A 25,532-nucleotide genomic window follows, 5' to 3' on the forward strand; every position below is an offset into this window, starting at 1 on the left:
ATTAAAGCCACCCTTCCCCGCATATATAATTACCTGCTGACTTACGTTATAGAAAATATAAGTATTGCCCCGGATAAATAGTAGCATGTTCATGTTGATGGTAACCTCTGTAAATATTATCCGTCAAGTTAATTTTTCCTACACTTTCCATCGTTTTTTCTCTGCATTTTTCCATAAAGGTATAAAGAATCAGGACATGCTGTAAAACATAAGAAAATAGACCTGCATATCACTTGTGCCAAAAGATGATGATACATAAGCTTCATTTCATTACTTAATAAAATCAACCCGTGCTTTGTCATCATTTTTCAAAAGGCAAATCTTTCGGATGCAGAAAGAAAATAGTCTAATAGAATGATTTCGGAAAAACTTATTTAAAATCAAAAATACCTCTTTGGTTTTTTCTATTGCGGAATTTCACAAAGTATTCTCTTTTATCAATCTGAAAATAAATATTATGTTTTAAAAGCTCACCTATTGTTTGCCCTGGTGTTTGACCAAATGAATGCCCCGGATAAACCCGCACTTCTGGGGAAACGATGGATTTTATCCTCTGAACACTATCGAACATATCATCTGCGGAACTGCCATGATCTTCACATATCCCGCATCCTTCCGTAAAAATCGTATCTCCTGTGAATATACTTTCTGAAAACAAATAACACATCCCGCCGGCTGTATGCCCAGGTGTAAGCAGACATTGCGCTTTCGTCATTCCTATGCTGATGGTTTCACGGTCTTCAAGAGCAATTAAGTTTTTGCATCTGAATTGGTAAAAGTCGATTTCTGTTTTCGACATATACACTTGAGGATGAAATAATGCCGAGAGCGGCTCAACAAGATTTACATGATCATAATGAGAGTGCGTTAAAAGAATTGCTGATAAATCAACCTCCAGCTCAGAAAGTTTATTAGTTAGTTTACTCAATTCCCATGATGGATCAACAACTATCGCAGATCGGCTTACAATATCTTCAATGATGTAACAATAGTTAGTCCACCCTTGATGAAATGTTTTGATCGTATGTACCGCATAAGTAACCATTTTCACCATTCCTATCAATATGAAGTTCTTTCATTCTCTCTTCCATTCCCACTTTACCAAACGGCATGCGGCTTTTCCATTCTTCAATTCATTCTTGCAGTTACGGCTTGATTCACATAAAAAAAGTTATTCTTTTTGGAGACTTGTCCATTAAGAATAACTTTTTGCAGTGACCTATTCACTCTTGGGCTGATTCATCAACGCATATAGATTGTAAATGCTGCATCATAACACGTTTGATCCGTTCTTTATTCACACGGCGAGGGTCAAACATCGCATGTAAAGCCAAACCATCGATTAAAGCGTACAGCCTCTCTCCTTCTATTTCTTTATCAGCATGTTTTTGCAATAAATGAAGCTGGTCCAAGTAGTCGATCAGATTTCGAATTGCTTTGTAAATCTCATCATGTCCCGCATCAAACATATTGTCTTTATGTCTCGCATAAACAGTAAAAGCAAACCATACCTCCATCTCTCTAATCGTTTCAGCATTTGTCGGGACAATTTCAAGCAGTATGTGTAACACTTTTTCTTTAGGCGGCAAATCATGGGCAGCAATTGCATTAATGCGGGCTGTCACCTTTTCTTTCACAAGTTTCATTGCAAAAACAAGCAATTCATCCTGAGTTGAAAAATAATGGCGAAGCGCACCTAACGACAGTCCTGCTTCTTTGGCAATGTTTCTGACTGAGGCCCCCTCCATCCCTCGTTCTAAAATCACCCGCCATGTCGCTTCTGCAATGTGTTTTCTTCTTTTTTCATGGTCAATTTGTTTTGGCATATCTTTATTTTACCAAGAAAAAAATCAGAGAGCAATTTTTATAATACAGTTGTTTTATAAAAACGCAGATGGTAAAATCATATTAAATAATACAACTGTATTAGAAAGAGGGGAACAGATTGAACAGTGTCGCTTGGATGATTGTCTTCTGCGAAATAGGATTTTGGGTTGTAATAGTGTTAGGCCTTGTCGTACGCTATCTATTTAAACAAGATAAATTAGGGCTGTTTCTTTTTGCCTTAACCCCTGTCATTGACCTGATTTTGTTAATAATGACGTCTGCGGACTTATACCGCGGAGCCGTTGCGACTACTGCACACGCGATTGCTGCAGTGTACATCGGCGTATCGATTGCTTTCGGCAAGCAAATGATCCAATGGGCGGATGAAAAATTCCGTTATTATGTAACAAAGCAAGGCTCAAAACCGCTTGTGCGCTATGGAATGGATCATGCGAAACATTATGCGAAAAGCTTGATCAGACATGTGCTCGCTTATCTTATTGGTGCCGGGCTGCTGGCCGGGATGATTTATTTTATTAATGATGCTGCCCGTACCGAAGCGCTGAGCAGTGTTTTAAAGCTATGGACAGTCATTCTGGGCATTGATTGCCTGATCACCGCCAGTTATTTTATCTGGCCGAAAAAAGCGAAAGCTTCAAAAAATCTCAGAAGTTAAAATTAGTCTCGCTAAAAAATCCTTTTTCTATTGAAAAAGGATTTTTTCACTTTTGTAAATATATGTTACACTTTATGCAAGTCATCTAGATAAGGAGCTTATATGAAAAAAGCCTATGCTTTCTCAGTATACCTGTCGGATTTTCGCTTTTTTCATTAGGCACTTGCCTAGGAAACATATCCTGTTTTTATTATTATTTTATGAGTTCTGCTGTATTGTGAATCACTAACATGTAAGGAGTGTAATACGTGAGCCAGAAAGAACACGACACGCCATTTAAAGACTTAAAACCAAGCTCAAAAATAATAGTGATTGTATCCATTGCCCTCCTTATCACAATTGCAGCTGCTGTGATCTTCGGCGGTTATTTCTTCGGCATGAAAGGGCTATTTGCCATCCTCGGCATCACATACGATTCCAATCAAACCTTATTGTTTTTTATATTGGGATGCTTTGCTGCCGGACTGGTTATAGACCCTCTAACAAAAGTCGTTTCTTTGATAATGATCCATTCACTTTCTATCAGAAAAACAGCACTTTTCACATTTGTTTTTTATTTCATCGCTAATTTCATAACAATTTGTTTAGTAGATTACTTTATGGATTCTATTTATATCCCGGACGCATTACTCTTTGTCATATCAGCATTTATGGCGTTCACTGAACTAGCATTTGATGATCGGCCTAAAACATAAACCGATAAAAAACCGCTTGTGATTGATTCAAGCGGTTTTATGCTGTAATGACATTTTCGTCGCCTCACTTTCCTATATAGTCAACGAGAAAGTGTAAAACAGTTAGAGGAATGAAACCTGAAATGCAAAACAAAAATCAAAATATGTCTAAAAACTTGTTATGGTTTCGTTTCTTCTTGTTGCTGTGTCTAGTGTGCATCACAGCCCCGGCTACGGGTGAGGCAGGATCGGGCAACCAGAGGCGGTTCATATTCTCATAGGCTTAAGGGCATAGCCCTCACTCTTTGTCCTTTCATTCGCGAGTGAAGATACATATGAAATCTTTTTGATGAATTGCTTAGTCATCTTTAATTCTCCTTCGAATATTTTGTATCCTATTCATACTCTCCTTTGCCAATATAAAAAGACACCCAACCGGATGTCTTACTCTCTTTCTACTAGAACGCCTGTAATCACCGGTGTCTCTTCACCTTCTTGCACAGGGCCGTAAGCTGAAACCTTATCACCCTTAGTTAATGTTAAGTAACTCATGTTCATCACTTGATACAAACACTTTTCACCATCTTCTTCCTGAGAAATTATAAACGAATCCAAAGCACCACCTTCATCCATTACACTCTCGACTGTGCCAGTTATCTTCACAACTTTATCAACTGGTGGATCGTTTACATTTAATTCTTCGTATGATGCTTGAGTAGCAATTTCCTTTACTGTTTCGTTAACTTCTGTCCGTGCTGTGTCTGTAGACTCGTCTTCTTGAGTAACACCAGCATCAACTATAGACAACCCATCTGTGTTTGATTCCTTGTTTATTTCATTCTGTTTCGTAGTGTCATTGTTTTTCGTTTCATTGCTGGTTGAACAGCCAGCAAGCAGTCCAATAGATATCAAAGTAATTATTATAAATTTCATGTAACTCCCTCCATTATGAGAAGAGTATACCTTACATGATTGTTTCAAACTACTTTTTAATAGACAAAAGTTAATCCCTCCCCCATACATTCCTTTCCTCTGTTCACATGTGCACCTGCATCGCGCAACTACCCAAATAAAAAAGCACCCCGAGGGATGCTTTTTTATTTTCTTTTCACATCAAATTGCGTGACAAGTCGCATATTAACATTTGCTATACGCTTACCATCTTCAAACTCATACCAATGTTCACATTCTTGCAATTCTTTTATAAGTGCTTTCTCAGATTCTGCAATTACTTTAGCTGTTCTTAAATTTTCATTATCAAACCAAAAAACAACTTCAAATTTCATAAACTTTCACCTCTTGATTTATTATCAGACAAGAGGACTAGAAATGAAACAGTTCGCAAAATTTGTCGAACGATTCCCTTTTAATCACATATTTATTCTTTCTAAACTGCCACCGTACCGCCCATTGTCTATCCTGATATTTACCGGAAGCAGTTTACAGAGAATATAAAAAGCGCCTTAACGAATATAAAATAAAATTTAAGATAATAATTTTATCTGAGCGTAACACCTTCAACACTTTATTTTCGCTTAGTTAAAGCCTTGCGTTAGACCCATTCAATCTTTAATTAATATACGCAAGGCTTTACACATCAATACCATTCACTACATACTTCATTTTTTTTCTTTATTTTTTCTTTTTTTACTATCAAATAAACCAAATGCAACTGCCAATGCAATAATCATTGCAGCATACCAAGGCCAATCCATCATATCACCACTTTCATAAAAGTAATCTGCCAAATAAGGCTAATCAAATACGGCACTAATATTGATACGTTCTTAATGAGATATTGGTTTCATTAAATAATATTCCCTCTAAACTGCCCCCGCGCTCAAACCGTTAACCGTCAATTGTCTATTCTGAGATTTACCGGAAGCAGTTTACAGAGAATATAAAACCCTTCAGTTAGAAGGGTTCTTTTGTTCGTCTTTATTTAAATTTAGATAATACCATCCCATATTCTTTCCTCTTAAATTTTGTATCCTCCAGTAATATAAATGAAATTTTTTTACACTACGGCTATCTTCAATGATTGTCTCGTTTTCTTCCTCTTTAAATGATCTTACACTTTTATATTTCATCCGTTGTCCTGTTTGCAATTGATACCAAACATCTATTCTTTTAATTCCATATTTGCGATTCGTAACATTCCCATAATTTATATCCAGTGGTATATAAACCTCATCATCGGGAAGCATAAATGGCAAAGATGTTTCTATTATGCTCTTATCATCGTTACCTAATTTTATTTTAATGTATCCGCCTGTAATAATACTTTTTCCTACAGTCCTTACCTGTAAATAGTTAAATCTAGATACATCAGTGAAATTCGCATCTTGATCAAGTCTTTTTCCTATTATTAATCTCTCTAAACTCTCGTAGCTATTAGGCAATAATAACTTGGCCCCCTCCTTTACAAAAGGAGCATTTTTAAGATGGTATTTTCCTGTTATCTCATCCATCACCATAAAAGTTCTGTATTCAAACTTAACTTTATGATCTTCATTGATTCTACCTAAAATAAAAGTAATAAATGGTACTATAATAGCTGCTGCAGCTGTTAATGCTGTGGGTAGTACACCAAAAGTTTTTATAATTTCGTACACACTGTTTTACCTCTACCTTATTATCGGTAAAGGGAATGAACAAAGAAACAATTTGCAAAATTTGTCGAACGTTTTCTGTGATTCAGATAACTGTTAACCGATGCAGTTTGCAGAGAATAAAAAAAGCGACCCCGCTTATCAGCAGTGCCGCTCCCTTGATCTATTACCTATTACCATAATAACTCACTTTAAAGAAAATGGAGTGCCGTTATCCTGCCAAGTTTATGGCATTTCTTTAAATTATAAGTTTTTTCGGTTTCTTCCTTCTCTTGTTTCTTAAAAAAACAAAATTAATAGTTGCAGCTAACAATGCCAATATATTAAGTATTAACATAATAATAGAAAAGATATTGGAAGAATTAGTGTCGGTTATTACATAAGCTGACGCTAACCCCAAAAGACTCACTACCAGTAAGGTGAAAAAAGGTAATAAACGTACAGAAGGTGCTTCAAGTGTTGAGAAAGAGTAAAATGATTTTAGCCCCTTAATTGACCCTTTTAATTTATAAAAATTTTTATCATCTGTATGTAATATTTCAATTACAGCACCATCCGAAGCATCTAAATAATCAAATTTCACTTCTAGAATGTTAGGGTTATTTTCATCTATTTTAATTATAAAATCATTTGCATCACTACTTTTTTCCAATATGGCTGCAGAAATAATTTCTTGTCCCTCACTAATTTCTATTCTAACAGGATCTTTTTCTACAATGTGTTTCCCCTCAATAGTAACATTTCCACTATTCCAAACAGTCATTTGAGTGTTGGTTACTCTTTCAACAGACTTTCCCTTAAAAATAATTTCTATATCTTCCGGAGCTTTATCGTTTTTTCCAACTACTCTTTCACTTTTGAAGGTATATGTCAGTTCATTTACTTTTCTGTTTTTATAATGAGAATAAATTGCAAATAAAATACCGAAAAGTCCTATTAATGAACCAATCCACCCCTGATTTAATAAGTTAAGCACAGATCACTTCTCCCAAATTATTCATATATTATAATGTACTTACTTATCGGCATATTATCAATATTGAATTACCCATATGTTTTATACTGTGCAACTCGTTGAACTGGCCAATCCCTTGTCCTCTCTGGGTTTTAACCAATATCCCTAAAATGAATTACACACCTGTTATTTTTGAGGAATTGACGAAAAACGCAAAGAAAAAGGCCCATCCTTGTTGTTTTGGATGAGCCTAGTTATATTTTAAATTTCTTCATAGCGTTGTTCTTGGCGTCTTGATTGATTCCGATGTACCTAAGGGTTGTCCGTTGGTCTGAGTGATTAAATATCTTTGCAGCATAGCAACGTCCTTCGTTTGTTTGTAAAAGTGATAGCCAAATGTTTTCCTCAATGTATGCGTGCCGATGTCATTTAAACCAACATACTCAGCAGCACCCCTGAGAATCTTGTAAGCCATTGACCGGGATATCGGTTTGTTGATTCCTTCTCGGCTTTTAAAGAGAAACTCATGATCCTCTTTCCCTTCGACATAGGCCTTAAATTCTCTTTGAAGAGCTGGCGTCATGTCGATTCTCTTTTTCTTTTTCGTTTTCTTCTCTATGAGATTGAAATAAGGACGTTTGGCGTCTCTTACTCTCAGCTACAGAATATCCGATATGCGGAGCCCTGAATTGATACCTGTCACAAATAGCATGTAATTCCTCATGTTTTGCTCTTTTAAAAATCTCTTGATATAAAAGATACATTCCGGATCACGTATAGACTGAACAAAATTCATTAAGAAGCTATCCCTTTCTTGTAGACTTCTTCTCCCGGAGTAAAGCCAGCCGGTAGAGAGCTTTTGCTTTCACACGATAATAGCTTCGCTGGCTCAGACCCATTTCTGCATACACTTCATAATCATACATTTCTTCCCGCTTCATATAGAGCATGACAATGATCTGCCGTTCTCTTTGAGAAAGCCGGTTAACAGCCTTTTGAATCCTTTTTAAGAATTTGTCACGCTGAATCTCCCAATCAAGACGCTTTAATGCTGCATCTTCTGTTGAGGAATGAACCTCATTCGTGATACTTGGCGGAACAATGCTGTAAGTAGGTGTAACTTTTGGTAAAAAATCATCTGGGACCTGTAAGAGATATAACCGATATTGATTCAGCAGCTTCTCTGCTTTTGATTTAGTCGCTTCTTCGTCAATCTGAGGAATGTTTAATGTTAATTGATTCATATTTTTACCCTCCCGTTTATTTGCGTCTTAAAGCTCCGTCTTTGCCTCTTTTCAGTGTTCTCCTATCTTGACCCATCATTTTCCACCAAAACCATTCTGAGCGCTCCTGCGCGTTTTTATTGAGTTTTTCTTCCTCTCCTTCCATCCCTCCGTTCAAATAAAAAACGGACACCAACCAAAGCACAGATTTCTCTGTACAGTGATCAGTGTCCGCAGGCTTTCCGTCTTGGACTATATTAAGCTTTGTCTTTTATAAACATTTTTTTATCACATAGTTCATCTAATTTTATTATCTTTGTTTCCGTGCATAATTTAGGATTTGGTTTATTCCCTAACAAAATAAGTTCCTTGCTGATAGCATGTAAAACATACCAACACTCATCACTCTCATCACTTGTTGAAGGATTTTGTGGACGTTCTTGTTCGGATCTATCTATCACAATATATTTATCTTTTGACCATTCAACTAATCTGGATACAGGCCTCATTAAAAATGGAACTGGTAAAGAAAAAACAAAGGGAATACCCAGGATATAAATTAGTTTAGTTAGCTGGTTCTCGTCTTTGCTACTTCCGATTATAAAACCATCAAGTGCAACATAGAACAAGATTAAACATGTTACAAAAATAATAACTATGCTACACCTTCTCCAATATGGTTTGAAAAAATTCGAAAATCCACATTCCTTGTCTTCAAATTCTTTGATAAACAATATGATTACGAATAATATTTCTCCAATCGTAGCAGTTATTGTACCAACGGTCGTAGATGAATTGAAATTAACTGTCCATTCTGGTAAATTGGTCAAACTTAGTATAGAAAGAAAAGCTGCTGTCCAAAATACTGTCTGCCAAAAGTGACGCCAAATCATTACAGTAAACAATTTCTCTTTAGAAAAAAGCTTCTTTTCAAAAATATTGGCTGTTAAAGTAGTTATTGGCCTAAATGTTACAACTAACCCGTAAACTAAGATACCTGCAGCAGCTACATAGCCTGGTATCCCGATGCTCTTAAGCAAACCAACAACATCCATAACATTTCCTCCTCCTTTTCTTAATAATCTCTTTTTGGAATCGACAAATTATGGATTTTCTTTAGTGTTTTTAAGAAAAACCCTATTTAAATAGGGTTCATTTGTCTTCCCTCTTCTCTATATACTTATCAATATCTTTAAAGTAAGCCGCAGCCGTGATTGAAATGATTACCGATCAAAGCAAGGTTAGCTTTCATGTCCGGCCTGTAATCGTGTTGGAAATATATCCAGAATCCGCATCCCATCAGCAAAAACAATATTCTGAGCACCCTCCCCCCCATATTGTTCACAAATAATTAACATTTATATACAGGTTTATTTTTAACCTAGGACGAATTCTTTAGGTGTATCAAAAAACTAAAGGAGTGGTGATAATGAATTTTAAAAAGTTAGTAACAACTACCTTATTAACTTCAGCTATTTTAGGATCTGGCTCAATTGCTAGTGCTACAAGTTTAGATAGTAAAGGAGGGGTCTTACCCATCTCTAATAAATTTCAAACTGACTCTATTTTCAACACAAATGGGAAAGCATCGATATCTGCAAGTGTTGTATATGTTGGTGGCAGACTAGAAGCTAATGGTTCAAACAAGGATTACAAAGACTCACAAGTATTTACCCTATCAAATAACACTGGAACAAATTATAAAGGGTGGCAAGAATCTGAAAGAGCCAACGCAGCTGCGTATCTTAAGTACGAATTAATAAATGCATCTACCGGTAATACGGTGTCTCAAGTCAGTTATTATGGTGAAGTTAAAGCAAGTGATGGACGCACTTGGCCAACTTTATCCTTTACCAGCTCCAATATAAAAGTTACAGATAAATACTATGTTAGGGTTACCAACCTTGGCAGTTACCCAGTGAATTTCGCTGGTAATGTTTACAACTGATTAACTTCTGGAAAGGCAATCTATTTTAGGTTGCTTTTTTCATTTTAAAAGCAGGCACGGGCTGATATTTATATCTAATTCACTGTAATCACATTCAGGGCAGCTGTATTCGAACATGATGCCGCCTCCTGATCCATAATCGCTTTGAATATCGGGTAAATCTGCTGAGGCACAATCGCGTTGCCTAATCCTTTAATTCTGTCCACCCGGTTGGGAACACCATGAGCCACTCTACCCACTTCGGGTTCAGCTGCCCACCGACTCTTATCCCCTCCAGGCTTGAGACTGTATTTCCCAATCTGACATATTGCTTTTTCGCTCGCCTTTCTTCCTCCATCGACGGCGCAAGCCGGTATAATAAACGATTGCCCTTTGTAACCTGCGCTTTCCAAGTCAAATAGCGTGAGGTCGAGCTCCATATTTGCGAAGTTAGCAACGTTTTCACCAACAACCCAAGTGGGTCTAAGTTCTTTGATAATCCTAAACATTTCCGGCCAGAGGTCGCGGTCACCTTCCGTGCCTCTTCGCTTCCCGGCAATACTGTAAGGCTGGCAAGGGAATCCTCCTGAAATAATGTCAATTGTTTCACCTGACTCAATCATTCCTTTTTCCTCTAAAAGCTGTCTATTCAAGGTGCATACATCGTCAAAGATGGGAACACCAGAGAAGTTTTTATTCAGTACCTTCTGGCAGATGGGTTCACGCTCACAGAATGCGACTGTTTCAATACCAACCCACTCGGCAGCAAGCGCAATGCCCCCTATTCTCGCAAATAAATCGATGCCTTTGCATGCTGTCATCCCCTATCCCCGGCAGAACTGCAATTGCAAAGAATAAAACCACCACGATCCCACCTAGAAGCCAACCGATTTGTTTTATTACACGTAACAATAATTGTTTCATCTGAAAAAGCTGATTTGCATCATGTTACTCACATGGTCTAAAGCATACTCATGCAATCATGCTGTTAGAAAGTGGTGAAGACCTTAAATACGACTTTGGCCATACTACAGTTAATATGGCTGCTGATGTTATTTACATAACACAATAAAAAAAGCATTGATCAATTCGAAGAATATCTCAATGCTTGAAAAATGCATAGAAAAAATATGGGCAAAGGGTATATTCCCCTTCGCCGAAACCCGCTACATCACACGTTTAAACATCTTTTCCATCTCATACGTGGAATGATGAATCATAATCGGACGGCCGTGCGGGCATGTAAATGGGTCTGATGTGCTTCGGAGATCGTCCAGAAGCGCTTTGATCTCGTCGTTTCTGAGGTGACGGTTTGCTTTGATTGAACCTTTGCAGCTCATCATAATCGCCGCTTCTTCGCGCAGTTTTTTGATATCAATGTTTTTAGAATCGAGCACCTGCTGAATGATTTCTTCTATCAGCTCGGCTTCTTCTCCTTTTGGAAACCAAGCCGGGTGGCAGCGGACGATGTAACTGTTCGAGCCGAAAGACTCTAAAAAGACACCTACGCTTTCGAGCTCTTGTTGATGCTGTTCGATAATGAGTGCCTCGTTCGTGGAATAATGAAACGTGAGCGGCACAATCATATCCTGCACCTCAGGCTCAACCTCCCCGACCTTTTCACGAAAATATTCGTATTTAATACGCTCTTGGGCGGCATGCTGGTCGATAATATATAAGCCGTTTTCGTTTTGCGCCAATATATAGGTCCCATGCATCTGGCCGATCGGGTACATGATCGGCACACGTTCAGATGATGTCTGCTGAAGTTCCTGAGCGGGCTCCTGTTCGAATGCTTCAGGCAATTCCTCTGTAACAGCAGGCTCCGCAATATCTTGTTCTATTTCAGCCACAGAATGAGTTACAAGCTGCTCTGAAGGCAATTCGTCTTCTATCTCAACTGGTTCTTTGACAACTGAACTGAGCTTCATTGGTGAATACGAAGGCATAGGCGCTTTTTCCGGCACTTTTCTTTCAGCAGGTTTTTCATCAAAGGTCATGAACTGCTGCTCATTTTTGATCACAGGTGCTGACTTTTTCGGAAGCTGTGCGCTCGGTATCAGCTGCTGCTGTTTAAATACATCTTTTATGCCGTCACGAATTAAGTCGTGCAGCTCTGTTTCCTTGCTGAGCCGTACCTCAAGCTTCGAAGGGTGCACGTTGACATCGACTAAAATCGGGTCCATGGTGATTTCTATAAATGTGATCGGATGGCGTCCGATTGGCAAAAGTGTGTGATATCCTTCGTGCACCGCCTTGACGAGCGGGAAATTTTTAATATAACGGCCATTGATGACAGACGACATGTAATTTCTCGATGCCCGTGTAATCTCTGGCAGAGCGATATATCCCTTCACTTCAAAATCCAGTGAGCTGACATGAAGAGGCAGCATTTTTTTAGCGACAGCCGTACCGTAAATCGCGGCAAGGACATGGCGCACATCTCCATTTCCATTCGTTTGGAGAAGATTTTTTCCATGATGGCGAAGGCGGATCGATACCTCCGGATGTGCCAGCGCAATCCGGTTGACCACATCCGTAATATTCCCAAGCTCTGTATGAACGGTTTTCATATATTTCAAGCGGGCCGGTGTATTAAAAAACAGATTGGAAACGACAATTTCGGTTCCCTTCCTGCTTGAGGAACGCGATTCAGAAATGATGTTTCCGCCTTGAAGCATGAGCTTCGTTCCCGCTCCTTCTCCCGTGCTTGTCGTAATCTCCAGATGGGAGACAGACGCAATACTCGGCAGTGCCTCTCCCCTAAAGCCAAGTGTTCTCACTCTGAATAAATCATTCTCATCTTTTATTTTACTTGTTGCGTGGCGGCGGAAGGCACGCTTGCAATCTTCATTTTCCATTCCTTCTCCATTATCCAGAACACGAATGGATGCAAGACCCGCTTCCTCAATGTCGATTTCAATGACTGTGCTGTCAGCGTCGATGGCATTTTCCACCAATTCCTTCACGACTGAGGCGGGCCGTTCCACAACCTCGCCCGCCGCAATTTTATTTGAAAGTTCATCTGACAGCTGGATGACTTTTGCCACATTCATCACCCCGTTTTAATGTAATTTCTTTTGCAGCTTGTACATTTCATTCATCGCTTCCAGCGGTGTCATATCAAGTATATTCAGAGATTTAAAGACATCAAGTACTTGCTTTTCTTTTTTAGAAAGCTTTGGTGATGCAGCCGGTTTATCCGATTCGTCAAAGAAGGACAGCTGTGCCAGCTCTTCTTTTACCTCATGTTTCTGTACTGGTACCTCAGGTTTCTGCACTGGCACTTCCGGTTTGTTCCCTGAATGCTCAAGTTCTTTTAGAATGTCTTGAGCGCGCGAAATCAGATCTTCCGGCAACTCAGCCAGCTGGGCGACATGGATACCGTAGCTTTTGTCAGCTGCCCCTTCTTTAATTTGATGAAGAAAGACAACCGTCCCATTATATTCCTCAGCACGAACATGGACATTTTTCAGCTGCGGAAGCTTTTCTTCAAGAACCGTCAGCTCATGATAGTGCGTACTAAACAGCGTCTTGGCGCCAATATGGTCATGAACATATTCAATAATCGCTTGCGCAAGGGCCATGCCGTCATATGTGGACGTTCCCCGCCCGATTTCATCAAACAAAATGAGGCTGTTTTTGGTTGCATTTACAATCGCATTTTTGGCTTCAAGCATTTCCACCATAAAAGTACTTTGTCCGGAAATCAAATCATCCGCTGCGCCGATTCGGGTGAAAATTTGATCAAAAATCGGAAGCATAGCTTTTTTCGCGGGCACAAAGCAGCCAATTTGCGCCATAATGGAGATGAGCGCGATTTGTCTCATGTATGTGCTTTTCCCCGACATGTTCGGACCAGTAATGAGCAGCATCTGTCTGTTATCGCCCATCACACAGTTGTTAGGCACGTATTCCTGGCTGTCCATTACTTTTTCAACAACCGGGTGTCTGCCCTCTATGACCTCAACTTCATCTTTAGAAAACTCAGGTTTCGTGTAATGACGATTTTCACTGATTGTCGCAAAGCATTGCAGCGCATCGAGCTCACTCATCTGTTTGGCGAGCTGCTGCAAACGCGGAATATACAATTTCACTTTCTCACGTAGCTCGGTGAAGAGCTCGTATTCCAGCTCACAGATGTTATTTTCCGCTTCCAAAATGAGCGCTTCTTTTTCTTTTAATTCAGGTGTAATGTAGCGTTCTGCATTCGTTAGCGTCTGTTTCCGCTCATAGCGCCCTTCTTCAAGAAGGTGCAAATTCGCCTTTGTCACTTCAATATAATAGCCAAATACTTTATTGAAGCCGACTTTTAATGACCGAATGCCTGTATATTCACGTTCCTGCTGTTCAAGGCGGGCAATCCAGTCTTTCCCGTTTCTGCTAGCATCGCGGTATTCATCGAGCTTTTGATTGTACCCGTCTTTGATCAGGTTTCCTTCTTTTACTGATATCGGAGGGTTTTCGTACAGGGCTCCTTCCAGTAATTCTAGAACATCACCGCACGGGTCAATCCGCTCCGCCCGTTCCTTCGCTTTCTTATGAGCCAGTGAAGCAACAAGCTGTTTAATGCCGGGCACTTGCTTTAATGATTCCTTCAGCTGAATGAGATCCCGTGCATTGACATTTCCGAATGCGACACGGCCTGCGAGGCGTTCTAAATCATAGACTTCCTTTAAACGCTCACGAAGATCTTCCCGTTCAAAGAAATGGGACATTAATGTTTCCACCATTTCTTGACGCTCTTCAATTTGATTCACTCTGATAAGCGGACGGTCAATCCACTGTTTCAGCAGCCGCCCTCCCATCGCAGTTTTTGTTTCATCAAGCAGCCATAACAGGGAGCCTTTTTTATTTTTTGAACGGATCGTTTCAGTCAGCTCCAAATTCCGCTTCGAGTATAAGTCGATTTTCATGGCTTCTTCAAGCTCATACACTTGTACAGGCTGAAGGTGATCTAAGCTCCGTTTCTGAGTCCTTTTCAGATACGTATATAAACGGAGAAATGTTTTCGTTACGTCCGGATTCTGCAAATGCTCAATAATCTGAACGTGCTCATCCGTTTCCCCATCTTCAATCGAAATGGTAGCGCCGCACCGCTCCTTCAGCTGAGCAACCGTCTTTTCATCAAGGTTTCCCGCTACGACAATTTCCCGCGCGCCGACTGAATAAATTTCTGATATGACGTCTTCCAGCCGTTCAATTAAAACAGCCAAATTTTCACCCGTTGTTAAATCGGACAGCGCCAGCCCGTATCCGTTTGAGCAGGCCGAAACTGATGCAATAAAGTTGTTTTCTGATTCATGGATGCCTTTTCCGTCCATTACAGTTCCAGGGGTAATCAGCTGAACGACTTCACGTTTGACGACGCCCTTTGCAGCCTTTGGATCCTCCGTTTGTTCGCATATGGCCACCTTGTATCCTTTTTTAATAAGCTGCTCGATATAAGCCGAAGCAGAATGATACGGAACACCGCACATCGGTATTTTTTCAGCGGCGCCTCCGTCTCTGCTTGTTAACGTAATTTCCAGCTCTTGTGACGCTTTTTTAGCGTCCTCAAAAAACATTTCGTAAAAATCACCGAGACGAAAAAATAAAAAGGCATCCTGATGCTCTGCCTTTATTTTTAAATATTGCTGTATCATAGGCGTATAAGTAGCCATTGTTTAATCCCTCACTATGTATCAACGTTTCTATTTGCCAGCCTTCATTATAACATAAACAGAAAGTGTTAAAAGAATGATATGTCTATATAAAAAAGAGACTTGGGGTACCAACTCCCCTAGTCTCTTTTTTATTCTTCAGGATCTCCAACTAAAAATTCAGGATTGATGTCCTCCAGCTCTTCATCAAGTTCGTCTTCCCAATCCTCTTCGTCATCCTCTTCCCAATCAGAATTCACTTCTACAACAACCTTTGTTTCCCCTACCACTTCCGCCAAAAATTCCCTCTCCGCTTGCACAACAATTTTATTGCCATTTGGAGATATGGTGACTTCAAGGCAGTTTGGCTGCTGAAGCACTTTTGCAATCACTTCATGCTCATCGTCTAAGTAATTGTTATCTCTGTATCGGAGTTTAATCACATCGACGTACTTCACTCGTTCTGTGACAACCTCTGTTTTTGTATTGTCTGCGTAAGAGTACCATACGTTTATATCATAATACCCTTCAATTTCTACGGTTTTTCCGATTTTTTCTGCGTCATACTTGTGATTGATAATCCAACCGCCCAAAATGCTGCTCGGTTTTTTCTCAGGGGAGATGGTATTGGTGCACTGTGTAAATTTTCTGCCTTTCGCTACTACCGCCTTCGTGATAATTTCCCTGTATTCAGACATTCCGGCATGCCTCCTTGTTCTTCTTCGTGTTATCTTATGCTGGGCATTTGTCTAGTGTGCATTTTTATAAATAAAATATAAAAATACAAAGTTTCTGTTCCATTGTATGCAGGGGTGCCTAGAAACTTTACTCATAAGTGCGATAAAGTTTATTTGGCTAAAGGCGGCCAAACATTGAATATTTAGTACATAGTTCATTTAGTTCTGTTGATAGTTTAACATAAAAAAACACGGGCCTGAAAAGGCACCGCGTTTAAAGAGAACAGCTGTTATTTGAATGTTTCATCTTCGAACCGGTTTCTCCTTTTAGAAGGTCGCCTCCGGTTGATGTAATGATTTCATTTGTGACCTGGTTGGAAATGGTGGTCGCCACGAGCTGCAGAAGGTCATTCACCTCAACCTGAGAATCTCTGAATTCCTGGATGACAGGAATGTCTTCAAGCTCCTCTTGCAGCGCATCAATTTTTTCTTCTACTTGTTTGAGCGCTTCGAGTTTTTGGTAATGCTTCAGATTAACAGCTTGTTTTTGCAGGGCTTTAATCTGATTAATGATTACAGACACTTTTGCGTTCTCATTAATTTGCGCTTCAGCCCGTTTGAAGAAATCAACCTCTTCTGTTTCAGAGATCATTTTTGCAAGGTTTCGTGCTTGCTGCACAATGTCTTTTTTAGAGTAGAGCGTCATCTTATTTCACCTCGATTGCTTCTCCTGCCATTTCTCCGTCAAGCGACCACGTTTTCGCTTGCTGGATTTTCACGCGAACGATTTTGCCGATCGCTTCCTTTGGTCCTTTGAAATTCACAAGCTTGCTTTTTTCAGTGTAGCCGGCAAGAACCTCAGGGTTGTTTTTGCTTTCGCCCTCAACTAATACTTCGACAACCTTGCCTTCATATTCCTTCATTTTTTTAGCAGAAATTTCATTAACCAATGCGTTCAGACGCTGCAGGCGTTCTTTTTTCACTCTCATCGGAACGTTATCTTTCATTTTTGCTGCAGGTGTGCCTTCACGCGGAGAGTAAATGAACGTATAGGCGCTGTCAAACTCCACTTCACGGTATAATGACAGCGTTTCTTCAAACTGTTCGTCCGTTTCGTTAGGGAAGCCGACGATAATGTCAGTTGTTAAAGAAGCGTTTGGCATAGCCGCTTTGATTTTTCTGACGAGCTCCATGTAACGCTCTCTGTCATATTTGCGTGCCATCAGTTTCAAGACCTCTGAGCTTCCTGATTGGACCGGCAGATGAATATGATCGAGCAGATTGCCGCCTTTTGCAAGCACTTCAATGAGATGATCATCAAAGTCACGCGGATGACTCGTTGTGAAACGAATTCTCGGGATATCGATTTTGCGCAGCTCATCCATCAAATCACCAAGGCCGTAGTTCATATCTTCAAAGTCTTTTCCGTACGCGTTTACGTTTTGGCCTAAAAGTGTAATTTCCTTATAACCTTCGCTTGCAAGTCTTCTTACTTCCTGAATGATCTCTTCCGGACGGCGGCTTCTTTCTTTTCCGCGTGTATACGGTACGATGCAATACGTACAGAACTTGTCACAGCCGTACATAATGTTGACCCAGCCCTTAATTTTTCCGTTGCGGACTTTCGGAAGGTTTTCTATGACGTCGCCTTCCTTGGACCAAACTTCTATGACCATTTCTTTTGAAAGGTATGCTTCAGACAAAAGCTCCGGCAGACGATGGATATTATGCGTCCCGAAAATCATATCGACAAACGGATGTTTTTTCAAAATCCTGTTAACGACTGATTCCTCTTGTGACATACAGCCGCAAACGCCTAAGATAAGATCCGGGTTATTTTTTTTGAGTGCTTTTAAGTGTCCAAGCTCACCGAACACCTTGTTTTCCGCATTCTCACGGATTGCACATGTATTTAACAGAATGACATTGGCATCGTCAACAGAGTTTGTCGCTTCATAGCCAAGAGCCATAAAGATCCCTGCCATTACTTCTGTATCATGTTCGTTCATTTGGCAGCCGTACGTCCGGATATAGAATTTTCTTCCTTCACCCATGCCTTTGAATTCTTCAGAAATTTTAAAGTCATTATGATAAGTAACGGCTTCTTTGCCGCGTTTTTTCGCATCTTTTAAAGAAGGCGGAATGTAGACAGCTTCAAAGTACTTGCTGTAATCCTTCTCGGATTTTTTGTCCGATGGATTAACTTGTCCGCTCTCTAATTTTTGCTTTTCATTCATATGATATTTCTCCTTTCAAACCAAACTTCCACCCTCCAGTATAAAGGTTATTGAAGCTCTGCACAACTGGCAACCTATCATTGTACACTCATTGAGAATAATAATCAATAAGGAATGAAAGGGAGAAGAGTGTTCCCTTCTCCTTACAATAGCTGAAGCTCCTTTGCTGTTTTTTCAATGGCATCAAGCGCCTGATCCAGTTCTTCTTTGGTGTGCTCGGCTGTAATAATTGTGCGTATTCTGGCTTTTCCTTTTGCAACAGTCGGGAAAACGATGCTTTGGGCAAAAACACCTTGTGACAGAAGCTGATCAGAAAATTGCTTCGCTGCCCCTTCATCACCTATTAAAATAGGCAAAATCGGCGTCTCGCTCTGTGTGAGAGTAAAACCCATTTGGACAAGCATTGATTTAAAATAATGTGTATTCTCCCACAGACGCTCCATATGCTCCGGCTCTTCCAGCAAGACATCAATTGCTTCCATACAAGCTGCAGTTACAGCCGGAGGATGTGACGTGCTAAATAAAAACGGACGGCCTTTATGACGCAAATAGTCGATTAACACCTTTGAACCGGCAGCGTATCCCCCTAAAACTCCGATTGCCTTGCTTAACGTTCCGACTTGAATATGAACCCTTCCGTCAAGACCGAAATGATTTACCGTCCCTCTGCCGTCTTCGCCAAGCACTCCGGATGCGTGGGCGTCATCAACCATCACAAAAGCGTCATATTTCTCAGCGAGCTCCACAATGTCAGGCAGAGGAGCAATATTTCCATCCATTGAAAATACGCCGTCAGTGACAATCAAGCGCATGCGGTAATTCATTGATTTTCTCAGCACCTTCTCTAAATCACTCATATCTACATGCTGATAAACCTTTTTATCCGCCTTAGTCAATCTGATTCCATCAATGATAGAGGCATGGTTCAATTCATCAGAAATGACAATATCGTCTTTTGAAAGAATGCTGGAAAGTACACCTTGGTTTGTTGTAAAGCCTGATTGGAAGACTAGTGCCGCCTCTGTTTTTTTAAAGGCTGCCAGTTTTTTCTCCAATTCTTGGTGCATTGTAAACGTTCCGGCGATTGTCCGGACTGAACCGGTTCCGGCTCCAAATTGCTGAGCAGCTTCCTGTGCAGCTTTGATGAGTCTTGGATGTGAAGTAAATCCGAGGTAATTATTAGAAGAAAGCTGAATAACTTTTTTATGATTCACTGTAACAGAAGGGCCCTGCATTGATTCTACCTGTTTAACGTCTTGCCATGTGTGGTTTTCTTTCATTCTTTCAAGCTCTGCTTTTAGAAACTCAAATTCTTTTGTCATGTTGATCCCCCTTTTATGGAATTAAAATAACCTTTCCGCACTGTCCGCTTCTCATCAGTTCAAACCCTTTCTCAAACTCTTCTAATGGAAACTGATGGGTAACAATAGGTGAAAGATCCAGTGTGTTTGTTCTAAGCAATTGTGAAACCTGCCGCCATGTCGTAAACATCTTTCTCCCTGTGATCCCTTGGATGGTAAGGCCTTTAAACACGACTTTATTCGTCAAGTCGATGGTAACCGGATGTTCCGGCAGGCTGAGAATATGAAATCTCCCGCCATTTGCAGCTATTGCTAGGCCTTGCGCGATAGCTGAAGGGTGACCCGACATCTCACAAACGAGATCAGCTCCTTCCCCACCCGTTAAAGCGCTTACAATTTTGAGCGGATCTTCTTTTTCGACGGAGACCGTGCTTGTGGCTCCCATTTGTTTGGCGAGAGCTAATCTGTACTCATTTTTGTCAATGGCGACCACCTGCGCTGCGCCTGCTGCTTTTGCGACCGCTACCGCCATAAGTCCGATCGGCCCGCATCCAATAATAGCAGTCGTTCCTCCGGCGTTCTGACTCTCAAGAACTGTATGAACGGCATTTCCTAAAGGCTCTTGAATGGAAGCAATCGCCGGGTCCATATTCGCGGGATTCTTCCAAACGTTTTCGGCCGGCACTTTGACATACTCCGCAAAACAGCCTGCCGTGTCCACTCCGATAATGGCCGTATTTTTACATACATGAGGCTTTCCTGTTAAACAAGGGACGCATGTGCCGCATACAATGTGTGTTTCCGCAGAAACATACTCCCCAATTTTTACACTGCTGACATTCTCGCCTACAGCCTCGACAATACCACTGAACTCATGGCCGAAGACACAAGGAGTTTTTATTCTCTGCCGTGCCCATTGGTCCCAATTATAAATATGCACATCCGTGCCGCAAATGGAAGCTGCCTTAATTTTTATAAGAACTTCATGCTTATCGATTTCAGGAATGGGAACTTCAGCCAGCACAGCGCCGAAAGCACCGTGTTTTTTCATTACAGCTTTCATCTTTCCACTCTGCATGTACAATCCTCCTTTAAAAGTCTTGTTATAACCGGATTGTACCATGATCTGGAATCACCGTAAACAGCTGTGTCCTCCTAGGAAAGACAAAAGTATCCGTCTTGAAAAATGGGCTAAATTTTTTTATAAAAAGCCGGAATCGTTTTTACACATGACATATGGTTCATTTATATTATAAAAATACTATTGAGAGAAAATATCACAATAAATGAAAAACAACCTGCTTGCATATGCAAACAGGTTGTGAATACTTTAATTTTCTTAGCGAGGCTCCACGATTAATTTAATCGCTGTTCTTTCTTCACCATCGATCTGAATATCAGTAAAAGCCGGAATACAAATCAAATCAACCCCGCTTGGCGCCACAAATCCTCTGGCGATTGCCACAGCTTTTACAGCTTGGTTCAAAGCACCCGCTCCAATTGCTTGAATCTCGGCGGCTCCGCGCTCTCTTAACACACCTGCAAGCGCACCTGCCACTGAATTTGGACTCGATTTTGCTGAAACTTTTAAGATTTCCATTTCTGCTCCCCCTTAGTTTTACAATGGATAAGTGAGTGTTCATTAGAACAATCATTATTAGATGTTGCTATCCAAAAAGCCATCCCCACAATGCTTTTCAAAAATAGCGGGCTACCTTCCATTTTTACTATATTCACTAAGGAGTTGCTATATTCCTGCTTTTCTTTTTAATATTTTTATAAAATAACCATGTGATCAATTATTCAAAGAACATGTGATCATCATTGATTAAAATACGTTCGATTTTAACGGCTTTTTTCGTTTGATCGTCTATATCGATGACGACTCCGCTCAGGGTTGTTTTTCCTTCAGCGACAGTAAAGCGCACAGGAAGGTTTGTTTTGAAACGTTTGATAATCGTTTCTCTGTCCATCCCCAGTATACCGTCATATGGGCCGGTCATTCCTACATCAGTAATATATGCCGTGCCCTTCGGCAAAATGCGGTTATCCGCTGTTTGCACGTGAGTGTGAGTTCCTACTACAGCAGATGCCCGTCCATCCGTGTACCAGCCGAGTGCAAGCTTTTCACTTGTCGCTTCCGCATGGAAGTCGATAAAAATGTACGGTGTTCTTTTAGCAGCTTCGGCAATTAATTCATCCGCTTTTAAAAACGGATCATCGAGCGGCGGTAAAAACGTACGGCCTTGTAAGTTGATAACAGCTAGTTCTTTACCGTTTGCTTTCACATATGTGATCCCTTTTCCCGGTGTTCCTTCCGGAAAGTTTGCGGGACGGACTAAGTTCGGGACATCGTCGATAAAATCGAAAATTTCTTTTTTGTCCCAGGTATGGTTTCCCATCGTGATCGCATCTGCGCCAGACTGTATTAAACTGTGATAGATTTTTTCTGTTAAGCCTTTTCCATGTGCGGCATTTTCGCCATTTATAATGGTAAAATGCGGCTTGTATTTTGTTTTCAGCTTTGGCACATACTCTTTTACCATGTCGCGGCCCGGTGACCCGACAACATCTCCGATAAATAAAATTCTCATTTTGTAAATCCTTTCTATTCCTCAGCCGTCAAAAAAATAAAGTGATGCTTAGCGCATCACTTTATTTTGCATACTCTACGGCTCGAGTTTCTCTAATGACTGTCACTTTAATATGACCTGGATAATCGAGCTCGTCCTCAATTCGTTTTCGGATATCTCGCGCCAGGCGATGAGCTTCAAGATCATTTATTGAATCCGGCTTCACCATAATACGCACTTCACGTCCAGCCTGAATCGCAAATGATTTTTCAACACCTTCGTAGGACTCAGAAATTTCTTCGAGCTTTTCAAGTCTTCGAATGTAGTTCTCGAGCGTCTCACTTCTTGCGCCAGGTCTTGCAGCGGAAAGCGCATCTGCTGCAGCTACCAGCACAGCGATAATGGAAGTCGGCTCCTCGTCCCCATGGTGTGATGCAATACTGTTAATTACGACTGGGTGCTCTTTATATTTAGTCGCAAGCTCGACTCCGATTTCAACGTGGCTTCCTTCTACTTCATGGTCAATCGCTTTTCCGATGTCATGAAGAAGTCCCGCCCGTTTAGCAAGCTTTGCATCTTCTCCAAGCTCCGATGCCATCAGCCCAGCCAAGAATGCGACTTCCATGGAATGCTTAAGCACATTTTGACCGTAGCTTGTACGGAACTTTAAGCGGCCGAGAATCTTGATCAGATCTGGGTGGAGGCCGTGAACGCCAACCTCAAATGTCGTTTGCTCACCCATCTCACGAATGTAGTCATCGACCTCGCGGCGAGATTTTTCAACCATTTCTTCAATCCGTGCCGGATGAATACGGCCATCCTGAACGAGTTTATCAAGAGCAATCCTTGCTGTCTCACGTCTGATCGGATCAAATCCGGACAGAATGACAGCTTCAGGGGTATCATCGATAATCAGGTCAATACCTGTCAGCGTTTCAAGCGTACGAATGTTACGCCCTTCCCGGCCGATGATACGTCCTTTCATCTCATCATTTGGAAGATTGACAACTGATACCGTTGTTTCGGCAACGTGATCCGCTGCGCAGCGCTGTAAGGCGAGTGAAAGAATGTTTTTCGCTTTTTTATCCGCCTCTTCTTTCGCACGGTTCTCAGTTTCTTTTGTCATGATGGCGATGTCATGTGAAAGCTCGTTTTCAACCCGGTCAAGAATGATTTGTTTCGCTTCGTCACGAGTCAGACTCGAAATTCGTTCCAACTCAGACTGCTGCATACGAATCATCTCATCCACTTTGCTTTCCATCTCTTCAATATGTTGTTGTCGTTCATTCAGAGAATGATCTTTCTTCTCCAACATCGCTTCCCGTTTATCAATTCCCTCATGTTTGCGATCAAGGTTTTCCTCCTTTTGGAGTAAACGGTTTTCTTGTTTTTGAAGCTCATTTCGTCTTTCACGAACTTCTTGTTCAGCATCTATTCGAAGTTTGTGGATTTCATCCTTTGCTTCAAGCAGAGCTTCTTTTTTCAGTGCTTCAGCATCACGCTTTGCATCTTCAAGAATTTGCTCGGCTGCACCGCGTGCGCCTGCAATTTTCGCTTCGGCAATGGTTTTACGAACATAGTAGCCAACAACTAAACCGAGTAGAATCAGCAAAATGGAGATGAGAACCATCATAATTGGGGTCATACTTTCACCTCCTCTTGCTATGAACTTGGTTGTTGCTCAAAATAAGTGTCGGCATGTACATTGTCTAGTTTTCTCAACATACAGAACCTTCACAGGGAATGAAAGTTTCATCGCCCTTGTCAAGTTTAAATGGTTTAACAATCATGTTAAAAAAACAAATGTTACAACTTCATTGTAATTGTGTCGGAAATACTTGTCAAGCTTGCCAGCTTAACGTTTGCCGAGCCCCTATTTATCGTGCCGAACGTGAATCCGCCAATCTTTTGAAAAAACAGATCGTAAATTACTCCTGATTTAGAAGCTGGTATATTTTATTGTTCACTTGTCCAAGTTTAGCGTTATTTTGAATGTTTGACAACAAAACAACAACGGTTTGTCCGGATTTGCTGAAGCTGTTCAATACGTTGAAGCCCGGCATGACTCCGTGGTTTGAATAGCTTCCGGGAGCAACATAAAATCCCATCCCGTATGTGGAACTGCTCCCTGGCGTGAACATTTTTTCATAGCTTTCTTGCGAATAGAGCTTGCCGTCTATCAGTGCTTTGTCAAATTTGTACATATCGGCAGCACTCATATATATATCGCCTGCTCCATAAAGCTGAGATAAATCAGGCATATACGGTGTGACGGCCCTGCTGCCTTTCAGCTTGTAGCCGACAGCTGGATAAGGCTGCTTATCGTATGTCTTGTAAAAACCCGAATGCGTCATCCCTGCAGGCTTAAAGATATGATTGGTTATGTATTGTTCATAAGACTCACCGCTCACTTCAGCAACAATATAAGCGAGAACTGTATAGTTAGAATCCTGATAGTCCCATATTCCAGGCTGGCGTTTGATTCCTTGCTGCTCTATGTCTTTTATTAAGTCATCCGGAGTGATCTCGCCATTCCCTTCAACATGTCCGTTTATCCCCGATGTATGAGTAAGCAGATTCTTTAATGTAATATTCTTTCCGTTGGGAAAATGGGATAAATACGTGCTGACCGGATCACTTGTCTGGAGCTTTCCCTTTTCCTCAAGCTGTAAAATAGCGGTTGCTATCAGCGCTTTTTGTGACGATCCGACATAAAAGGATGTCGCAGGATTGTTTTTTATATGATGCTCGCGGTCCGCGTAACCAAAACCTTTATTGATTACTACTTCTCCATTTCTGACGATCATGGCTGTCCCGCTGAAGCCGATCTCTTTTAAATAACTGCTGATTTTTTGATTGCGGTCCACTGCTTTGATTTGTTCCTCTGTTTTTTTGGCTTTGTTTTTCTTCTGATCAGCTTGCTTCTGACCGGTATCAGAAACCGCCGCAGCTTCTTGAGATGGTTCGGCTTCTTCATCCTCTCGATGAATGGCATTCCAAATCGTGAAACAAATGATTGCGGCCAACATACCAAACAAAAGTTTGCCTCTTTTATTTAGTTTTCTCCGTCTGCGCGTCGCAGTTCTTCTGCGAGTGGGGCTTGTCATTCATTTTATCCTCCCAATCTAATTTCAAATACACACGTTTTGTTAGACGTATGAAGTACTATAAAAGTTGTCAAAAAAACCAATTTATTTATCTTTATTTT

Annotated in this window: 23 protein-coding genes and 3 pseudogenes; 3 read left to right on the forward strand and 23 right to left on the reverse strand. The window is 40.7% G+C overall.

The window, feature by feature from the left end:
* Window positions 1-70 precede the first annotated feature (70 nt).
* The 3 genes and pseudogenes from H7F27_RS20900 to H7F27_RS11790 form a co-directional block, all read right to left on the reverse strand.
* A pseudogene (locus H7F27_RS20900) lies at window positions 71-193 on the reverse strand (hypothetical protein); the annotation flags it as partial.
* A gap of 177 nt (window positions 194-370) precedes the next feature.
* A complete protein-coding gene (locus H7F27_RS11785) occupies window positions 371-1,045 on the reverse strand; it encodes an MBL fold metallo-hydrolase (RefSeq protein ID WP_185847953.1) in 675 nt (224 codons plus the stop codon).
* A 178-nt stretch (window positions 1,046-1,223) separates the two neighbouring features.
* A complete protein-coding gene (locus tag H7F27_RS11790) occupies window positions 1,224-1,826 on the reverse strand; it encodes a TetR/AcrR family transcriptional regulator (RefSeq protein ID WP_185847954.1) in 603 nt (200 codons plus the stop codon).
* A 119-nt stretch (window positions 1,827-1,945) separates the two neighbouring features.
* Between H7F27_RS11790 and H7F27_RS11795 the strand changes: the two genes are divergently transcribed.
* Together H7F27_RS11795 and H7F27_RS11800 are read left to right on the forward strand one after the other, a co-directional pair.
* On the forward strand, window positions 1,946-2,503 hold the full coding sequence (locus tag H7F27_RS11795) for a hypothetical protein (RefSeq protein ID WP_095713862.1): 558 nt from the start codon (window positions 1,946-1,948) through the stop codon (window positions 2,501-2,503).
* Between the two features lie 248 nt (window positions 2,504-2,751).
* Window positions 2,752-3,198, forward strand: a complete 447-nt coding sequence (locus H7F27_RS11800) for a YrvL family regulatory protein (protein WP_024121467.1) — start codon at window positions 2,752-2,754, stop codon at window positions 3,196-3,198.
* A 423-nt stretch (window positions 3,199-3,621) separates the two neighbouring features.
* Here the strand turns inward: H7F27_RS11800 and H7F27_RS11805 are convergent, their stop codons facing one another.
* From H7F27_RS11805 to H7F27_RS20905, 8 genes and pseudogenes are all read right to left on the reverse strand, one after another.
* Window positions 3,622-4,110: a putative periplasmic lipoprotein gene (locus H7F27_RS11805; RefSeq protein WP_185847955.1), complete on the reverse strand. Its 489-nt coding sequence runs from the start codon at window positions 4,108-4,110 to the stop codon at window positions 3,622-3,624.
* 164 nt (window positions 4,111-4,274) lie between these two features.
* Window positions 4,275-4,463 (reverse strand): hypothetical protein, encoded by a 189-nt coding sequence (locus H7F27_RS11810; RefSeq protein ID WP_024121464.1) that lies wholly within the window; start codon window positions 4,461-4,463, stop codon window positions 4,275-4,277.
* A gap of 624 nt (window positions 4,464-5,087) precedes the next feature.
* On the reverse strand, window positions 5,088-5,792 hold the full coding sequence (locus tag H7F27_RS11815; protein ID WP_185847956.1) for a hypothetical protein: 705 nt from the start codon (window positions 5,790-5,792) through the stop codon (window positions 5,088-5,090).
* A 235-nt stretch (window positions 5,793-6,027) separates the two neighbouring features.
* Window positions 6,028-6,765, reverse strand: a complete 738-nt coding sequence (locus H7F27_RS11820; protein WP_185847957.1) for a hypothetical protein — start codon at window positions 6,763-6,765, stop codon at window positions 6,028-6,030.
* Window positions 6,766-6,998: 233 nt separating this feature from the next.
* Window positions 6,999-7,540 (reverse strand): annotated as a pseudogene (locus H7F27_RS11825) (tyrosine-type recombinase/integrase).
* Between the two features lie 7 nt (window positions 7,541-7,547).
* Window positions 7,548-7,988, reverse strand: coding sequence for an ArpU family phage packaging/lysis transcriptional regulator (locus H7F27_RS11830; RefSeq protein WP_185847958.1), 441 nt, complete (start codon window positions 7,986-7,988; stop codon window positions 7,548-7,550).
* 236 nt (window positions 7,989-8,224) lie between these two features.
* Window positions 8,225-9,022 carry a hypothetical protein gene (locus H7F27_RS11835; protein ID WP_185847959.1) on the reverse strand — a complete coding sequence of 266 codons (798 nt, stop codon included), beginning with the start codon at window positions 9,020-9,022 and terminating at the stop codon, window positions 8,225-8,227.
* Between the two features lie 97 nt (window positions 9,023-9,119).
* Window positions 9,120-9,303: pseudogene (locus H7F27_RS20905) on the reverse strand (hypothetical protein).
* Between the two features lie 93 nt (window positions 9,304-9,396).
* Here H7F27_RS20905 and H7F27_RS11840 point away from each other — a divergent pair.
* Window positions 9,397-9,915: a hypothetical protein gene (locus tag H7F27_RS11840; RefSeq protein ID WP_151175029.1), complete on the forward strand. Its 519-nt coding sequence runs from the start codon at window positions 9,397-9,399 to the stop codon at window positions 9,913-9,915.
* Between the two features lie 74 nt (window positions 9,916-9,989).
* On the opposite strand, the gene H7F27_RS11845 is transcribed toward H7F27_RS11840, so the two are convergent.
* The 12 genes from H7F27_RS11845 to H7F27_RS11900 form a co-directional block, all read right to left on the reverse strand.
* Window positions 9,990-10,715, reverse strand: a complete 726-nt coding sequence (locus H7F27_RS11845) for a DNA cytosine methyltransferase (protein ID WP_185847960.1) — start codon at window positions 10,713-10,715, stop codon at window positions 9,990-9,992.
* A gap of 345 nt (window positions 10,716-11,060) precedes the next feature.
* Entirely contained in the window at window positions 11,061-12,944 is a 1,884-nt protein-coding gene (mutL, locus tag H7F27_RS11850) for a DNA mismatch repair endonuclease MutL (protein WP_185847961.1), read from the reverse strand.
* Between the two features lie 15 nt (window positions 12,945-12,959).
* The gene (gene mutS / locus H7F27_RS11855; RefSeq protein ID WP_024121462.1) at window positions 12,960-15,557 is read right to left on the reverse strand and encodes a DNA mismatch repair protein MutS; all 2,598 of its coding nucleotides are present in this window, start codon (window positions 15,555-15,557) and stop codon (window positions 12,960-12,962) included.
* Between the two features lie 131 nt (window positions 15,558-15,688).
* Window positions 15,689-16,234 (reverse strand): outer spore coat protein CotE, encoded by a 546-nt coding sequence (gene cotE, locus H7F27_RS11860; RefSeq protein WP_024121461.1) that lies wholly within the window; start codon window positions 16,232-16,234, stop codon window positions 15,689-15,691.
* Window positions 16,235-16,487: 253 nt separating this feature from the next.
* A complete protein-coding gene (locus tag H7F27_RS11865; protein WP_024121460.1) occupies window positions 16,488-16,919 on the reverse strand; it encodes a regulatory iron-sulfur-containing complex subunit RicA in 432 nt (143 codons plus the stop codon).
* A 1-nt stretch (window position 16,920) separates the two neighbouring features.
* Window positions 16,921-18,450: a tRNA (N6-isopentenyl adenosine(37)-C2)-methylthiotransferase MiaB gene (gene miaB, locus H7F27_RS11870; protein WP_024121459.1), complete on the reverse strand. Its 1,530-nt coding sequence runs from the start codon at window positions 18,448-18,450 to the stop codon at window positions 16,921-16,923.
* A 143-nt stretch (window positions 18,451-18,593) separates the two neighbouring features.
* Window positions 18,594-19,772, reverse strand: a complete 1,179-nt coding sequence (locus H7F27_RS11875; RefSeq protein WP_024121458.1) for a glycine C-acetyltransferase — start codon at window positions 19,770-19,772, stop codon at window positions 18,594-18,596.
* A gap of 13 nt (window positions 19,773-19,785) precedes the next feature.
* Window positions 19,786-20,829, reverse strand: coding sequence for an L-threonine 3-dehydrogenase (gene tdh, locus H7F27_RS11880; protein WP_024121457.1), 1,044 nt, complete (start codon window positions 20,827-20,829; stop codon window positions 19,786-19,788).
* A gap of 261 nt (window positions 20,830-21,090) precedes the next feature.
* Complete coding sequence (gene spoVS / locus H7F27_RS11885) at window positions 21,091-21,351, reverse strand: stage V sporulation protein SpoVS (RefSeq protein ID WP_003154135.1); 261 nt, start codon at window positions 21,349-21,351, stop codon at window positions 21,091-21,093.
* A 199-nt stretch (window positions 21,352-21,550) separates the two neighbouring features.
* Complete coding sequence (gene ymdB, locus H7F27_RS11890) at window positions 21,551-22,345, reverse strand: 2',3'-cyclic-nucleotide 2'-phosphodiesterase (protein WP_003245138.1); 795 nt, start codon at window positions 22,343-22,345, stop codon at window positions 21,551-21,553.
* Window positions 22,346-22,406: 61 nt separating this feature from the next.
* A complete protein-coding gene (gene rny, locus H7F27_RS11895) occupies window positions 22,407-23,969 on the reverse strand; it encodes a ribonuclease Y (protein ID WP_010334309.1) in 1,563 nt (520 codons plus the stop codon).
* 283 nt (window positions 23,970-24,252) lie between these two features.
* Window positions 24,253-25,431: a serine hydrolase domain-containing protein gene (locus H7F27_RS11900; RefSeq protein WP_127695202.1), complete on the reverse strand. Its 1,179-nt coding sequence runs from the start codon at window positions 25,429-25,431 to the stop codon at window positions 24,253-24,255.
* Window positions 25,432-25,532 lie beyond the last annotated feature (101 nt).

This window comes from Bacillus sp. PAMC26543, assembly GCF_014250375.1.
Classification (GTDB): domain Bacteria; phylum Bacillota; class Bacilli; order Bacillales; family Bacillaceae; genus Bacillus; species Bacillus halotolerans.

Excerpts from the sequence above, each read along its gene's own strand:
- H7F27_RS11840 (WP_151175029.1), top strand. The coding sequence starts at position 9,397 with ATGAATTTTAAAAAGTTAGTAACAACTACCTTATTAACTTCAGCTATT.
- H7F27_RS11810 (WP_024121464.1), bottom strand. The coding sequence starts at position 4,463 with ATGAAATTTGAAGTTGTTTTTTGGTTTGATAATGAAAATTTAAGAACA.
- miaB (WP_024121459.1), bottom strand. The coding sequence starts at position 18,450 with ATGAATGAAAAGCAAAAATTAGAGAGCGGACAAGTTAATCCATCGGAC.
- H7F27_RS11805 (WP_185847955.1), bottom strand. The coding sequence starts at position 4,110 with ATGAAATTTATAATAATTACTTTGATATCTATTGGACTGCTTGCTGGC.
- tdh (WP_024121457.1), bottom strand. The coding sequence starts at position 20,829 with ATGCAGAGTGGAAAGATGAAAGCTGTAATGAAAAAACACGGTGCTTTC.
- H7F27_RS11865 (WP_024121460.1), bottom strand. The coding sequence starts at position 16,919 with ATGACGCTCTACTCTAAAAAAGACATTGTGCAGCAAGCACGAAACCTT.
- H7F27_RS11900 (WP_127695202.1), bottom strand. The coding sequence starts at position 25,431 with ATGACAAGCCCCACTCGCAGAAGAACTGCGACGCGCAGACGGAGAAAA.
- rny (WP_010334309.1), bottom strand. The coding sequence starts at position 23,969 with ATGACCCCAATTATGATGGTTCTCATCTCCATTTTGCTGATTCTACTC.
- H7F27_RS11845 (WP_185847960.1), bottom strand. The coding sequence starts at position 10,715 with ATGACAGCATGCAAAGGCATCGATTTATTTGCGAGAATAGGGGGCATT.
- H7F27_RS11835 (WP_185847959.1), bottom strand. The coding sequence starts at position 9,022 with ATGGATGTTGTTGGTTTGCTTAAGAGCATCGGGATACCAGGCTATGTA.
- cotE (WP_024121461.1), bottom strand. The coding sequence starts at position 16,234 with ATGTCTGAATACAGGGAAATTATCACGAAGGCGGTAGTAGCGAAAGGC.
- ymdB (WP_003245138.1), bottom strand. The coding sequence starts at position 22,345 with ATGAGAATTTTATTTATCGGAGATGTTGTCGGGTCACCGGGCCGCGAC.
- spoVS (WP_003154135.1), bottom strand. The coding sequence starts at position 21,351 with ATGGAAATCTTAAAAGTTTCAGCAAAATCGAGTCCAAATTCAGTGGCA.
- H7F27_RS11785 (WP_185847953.1), bottom strand. The coding sequence starts at position 1,045 with ATGGTTACTTATGCGGTACATACGATCAAAACATTTCATCAAGGGTGG.
- H7F27_RS11830 (WP_185847958.1), bottom strand. The coding sequence starts at position 7,988 with ATGAATCAATTAACATTAAACATTCCTCAGATTGACGAAGAAGCGACT.
- H7F27_RS11875 (WP_024121458.1), bottom strand. The coding sequence starts at position 19,772 with ATGACAAAAGAATTTGAGTTTCTAAAAGCAGAGCTTGAAAGAATGAAA.
- H7F27_RS11790 (WP_185847954.1), bottom strand. The coding sequence starts at position 1,826 with ATGCCAAAACAAATTGACCATGAAAAAAGAAGAAAACACATTGCAGAA.
- mutS (WP_024121462.1), bottom strand. The coding sequence starts at position 15,557 with ATGGCTACTTATACGCCTATGATACAGCAATATTTAAAAATAAAGGCA.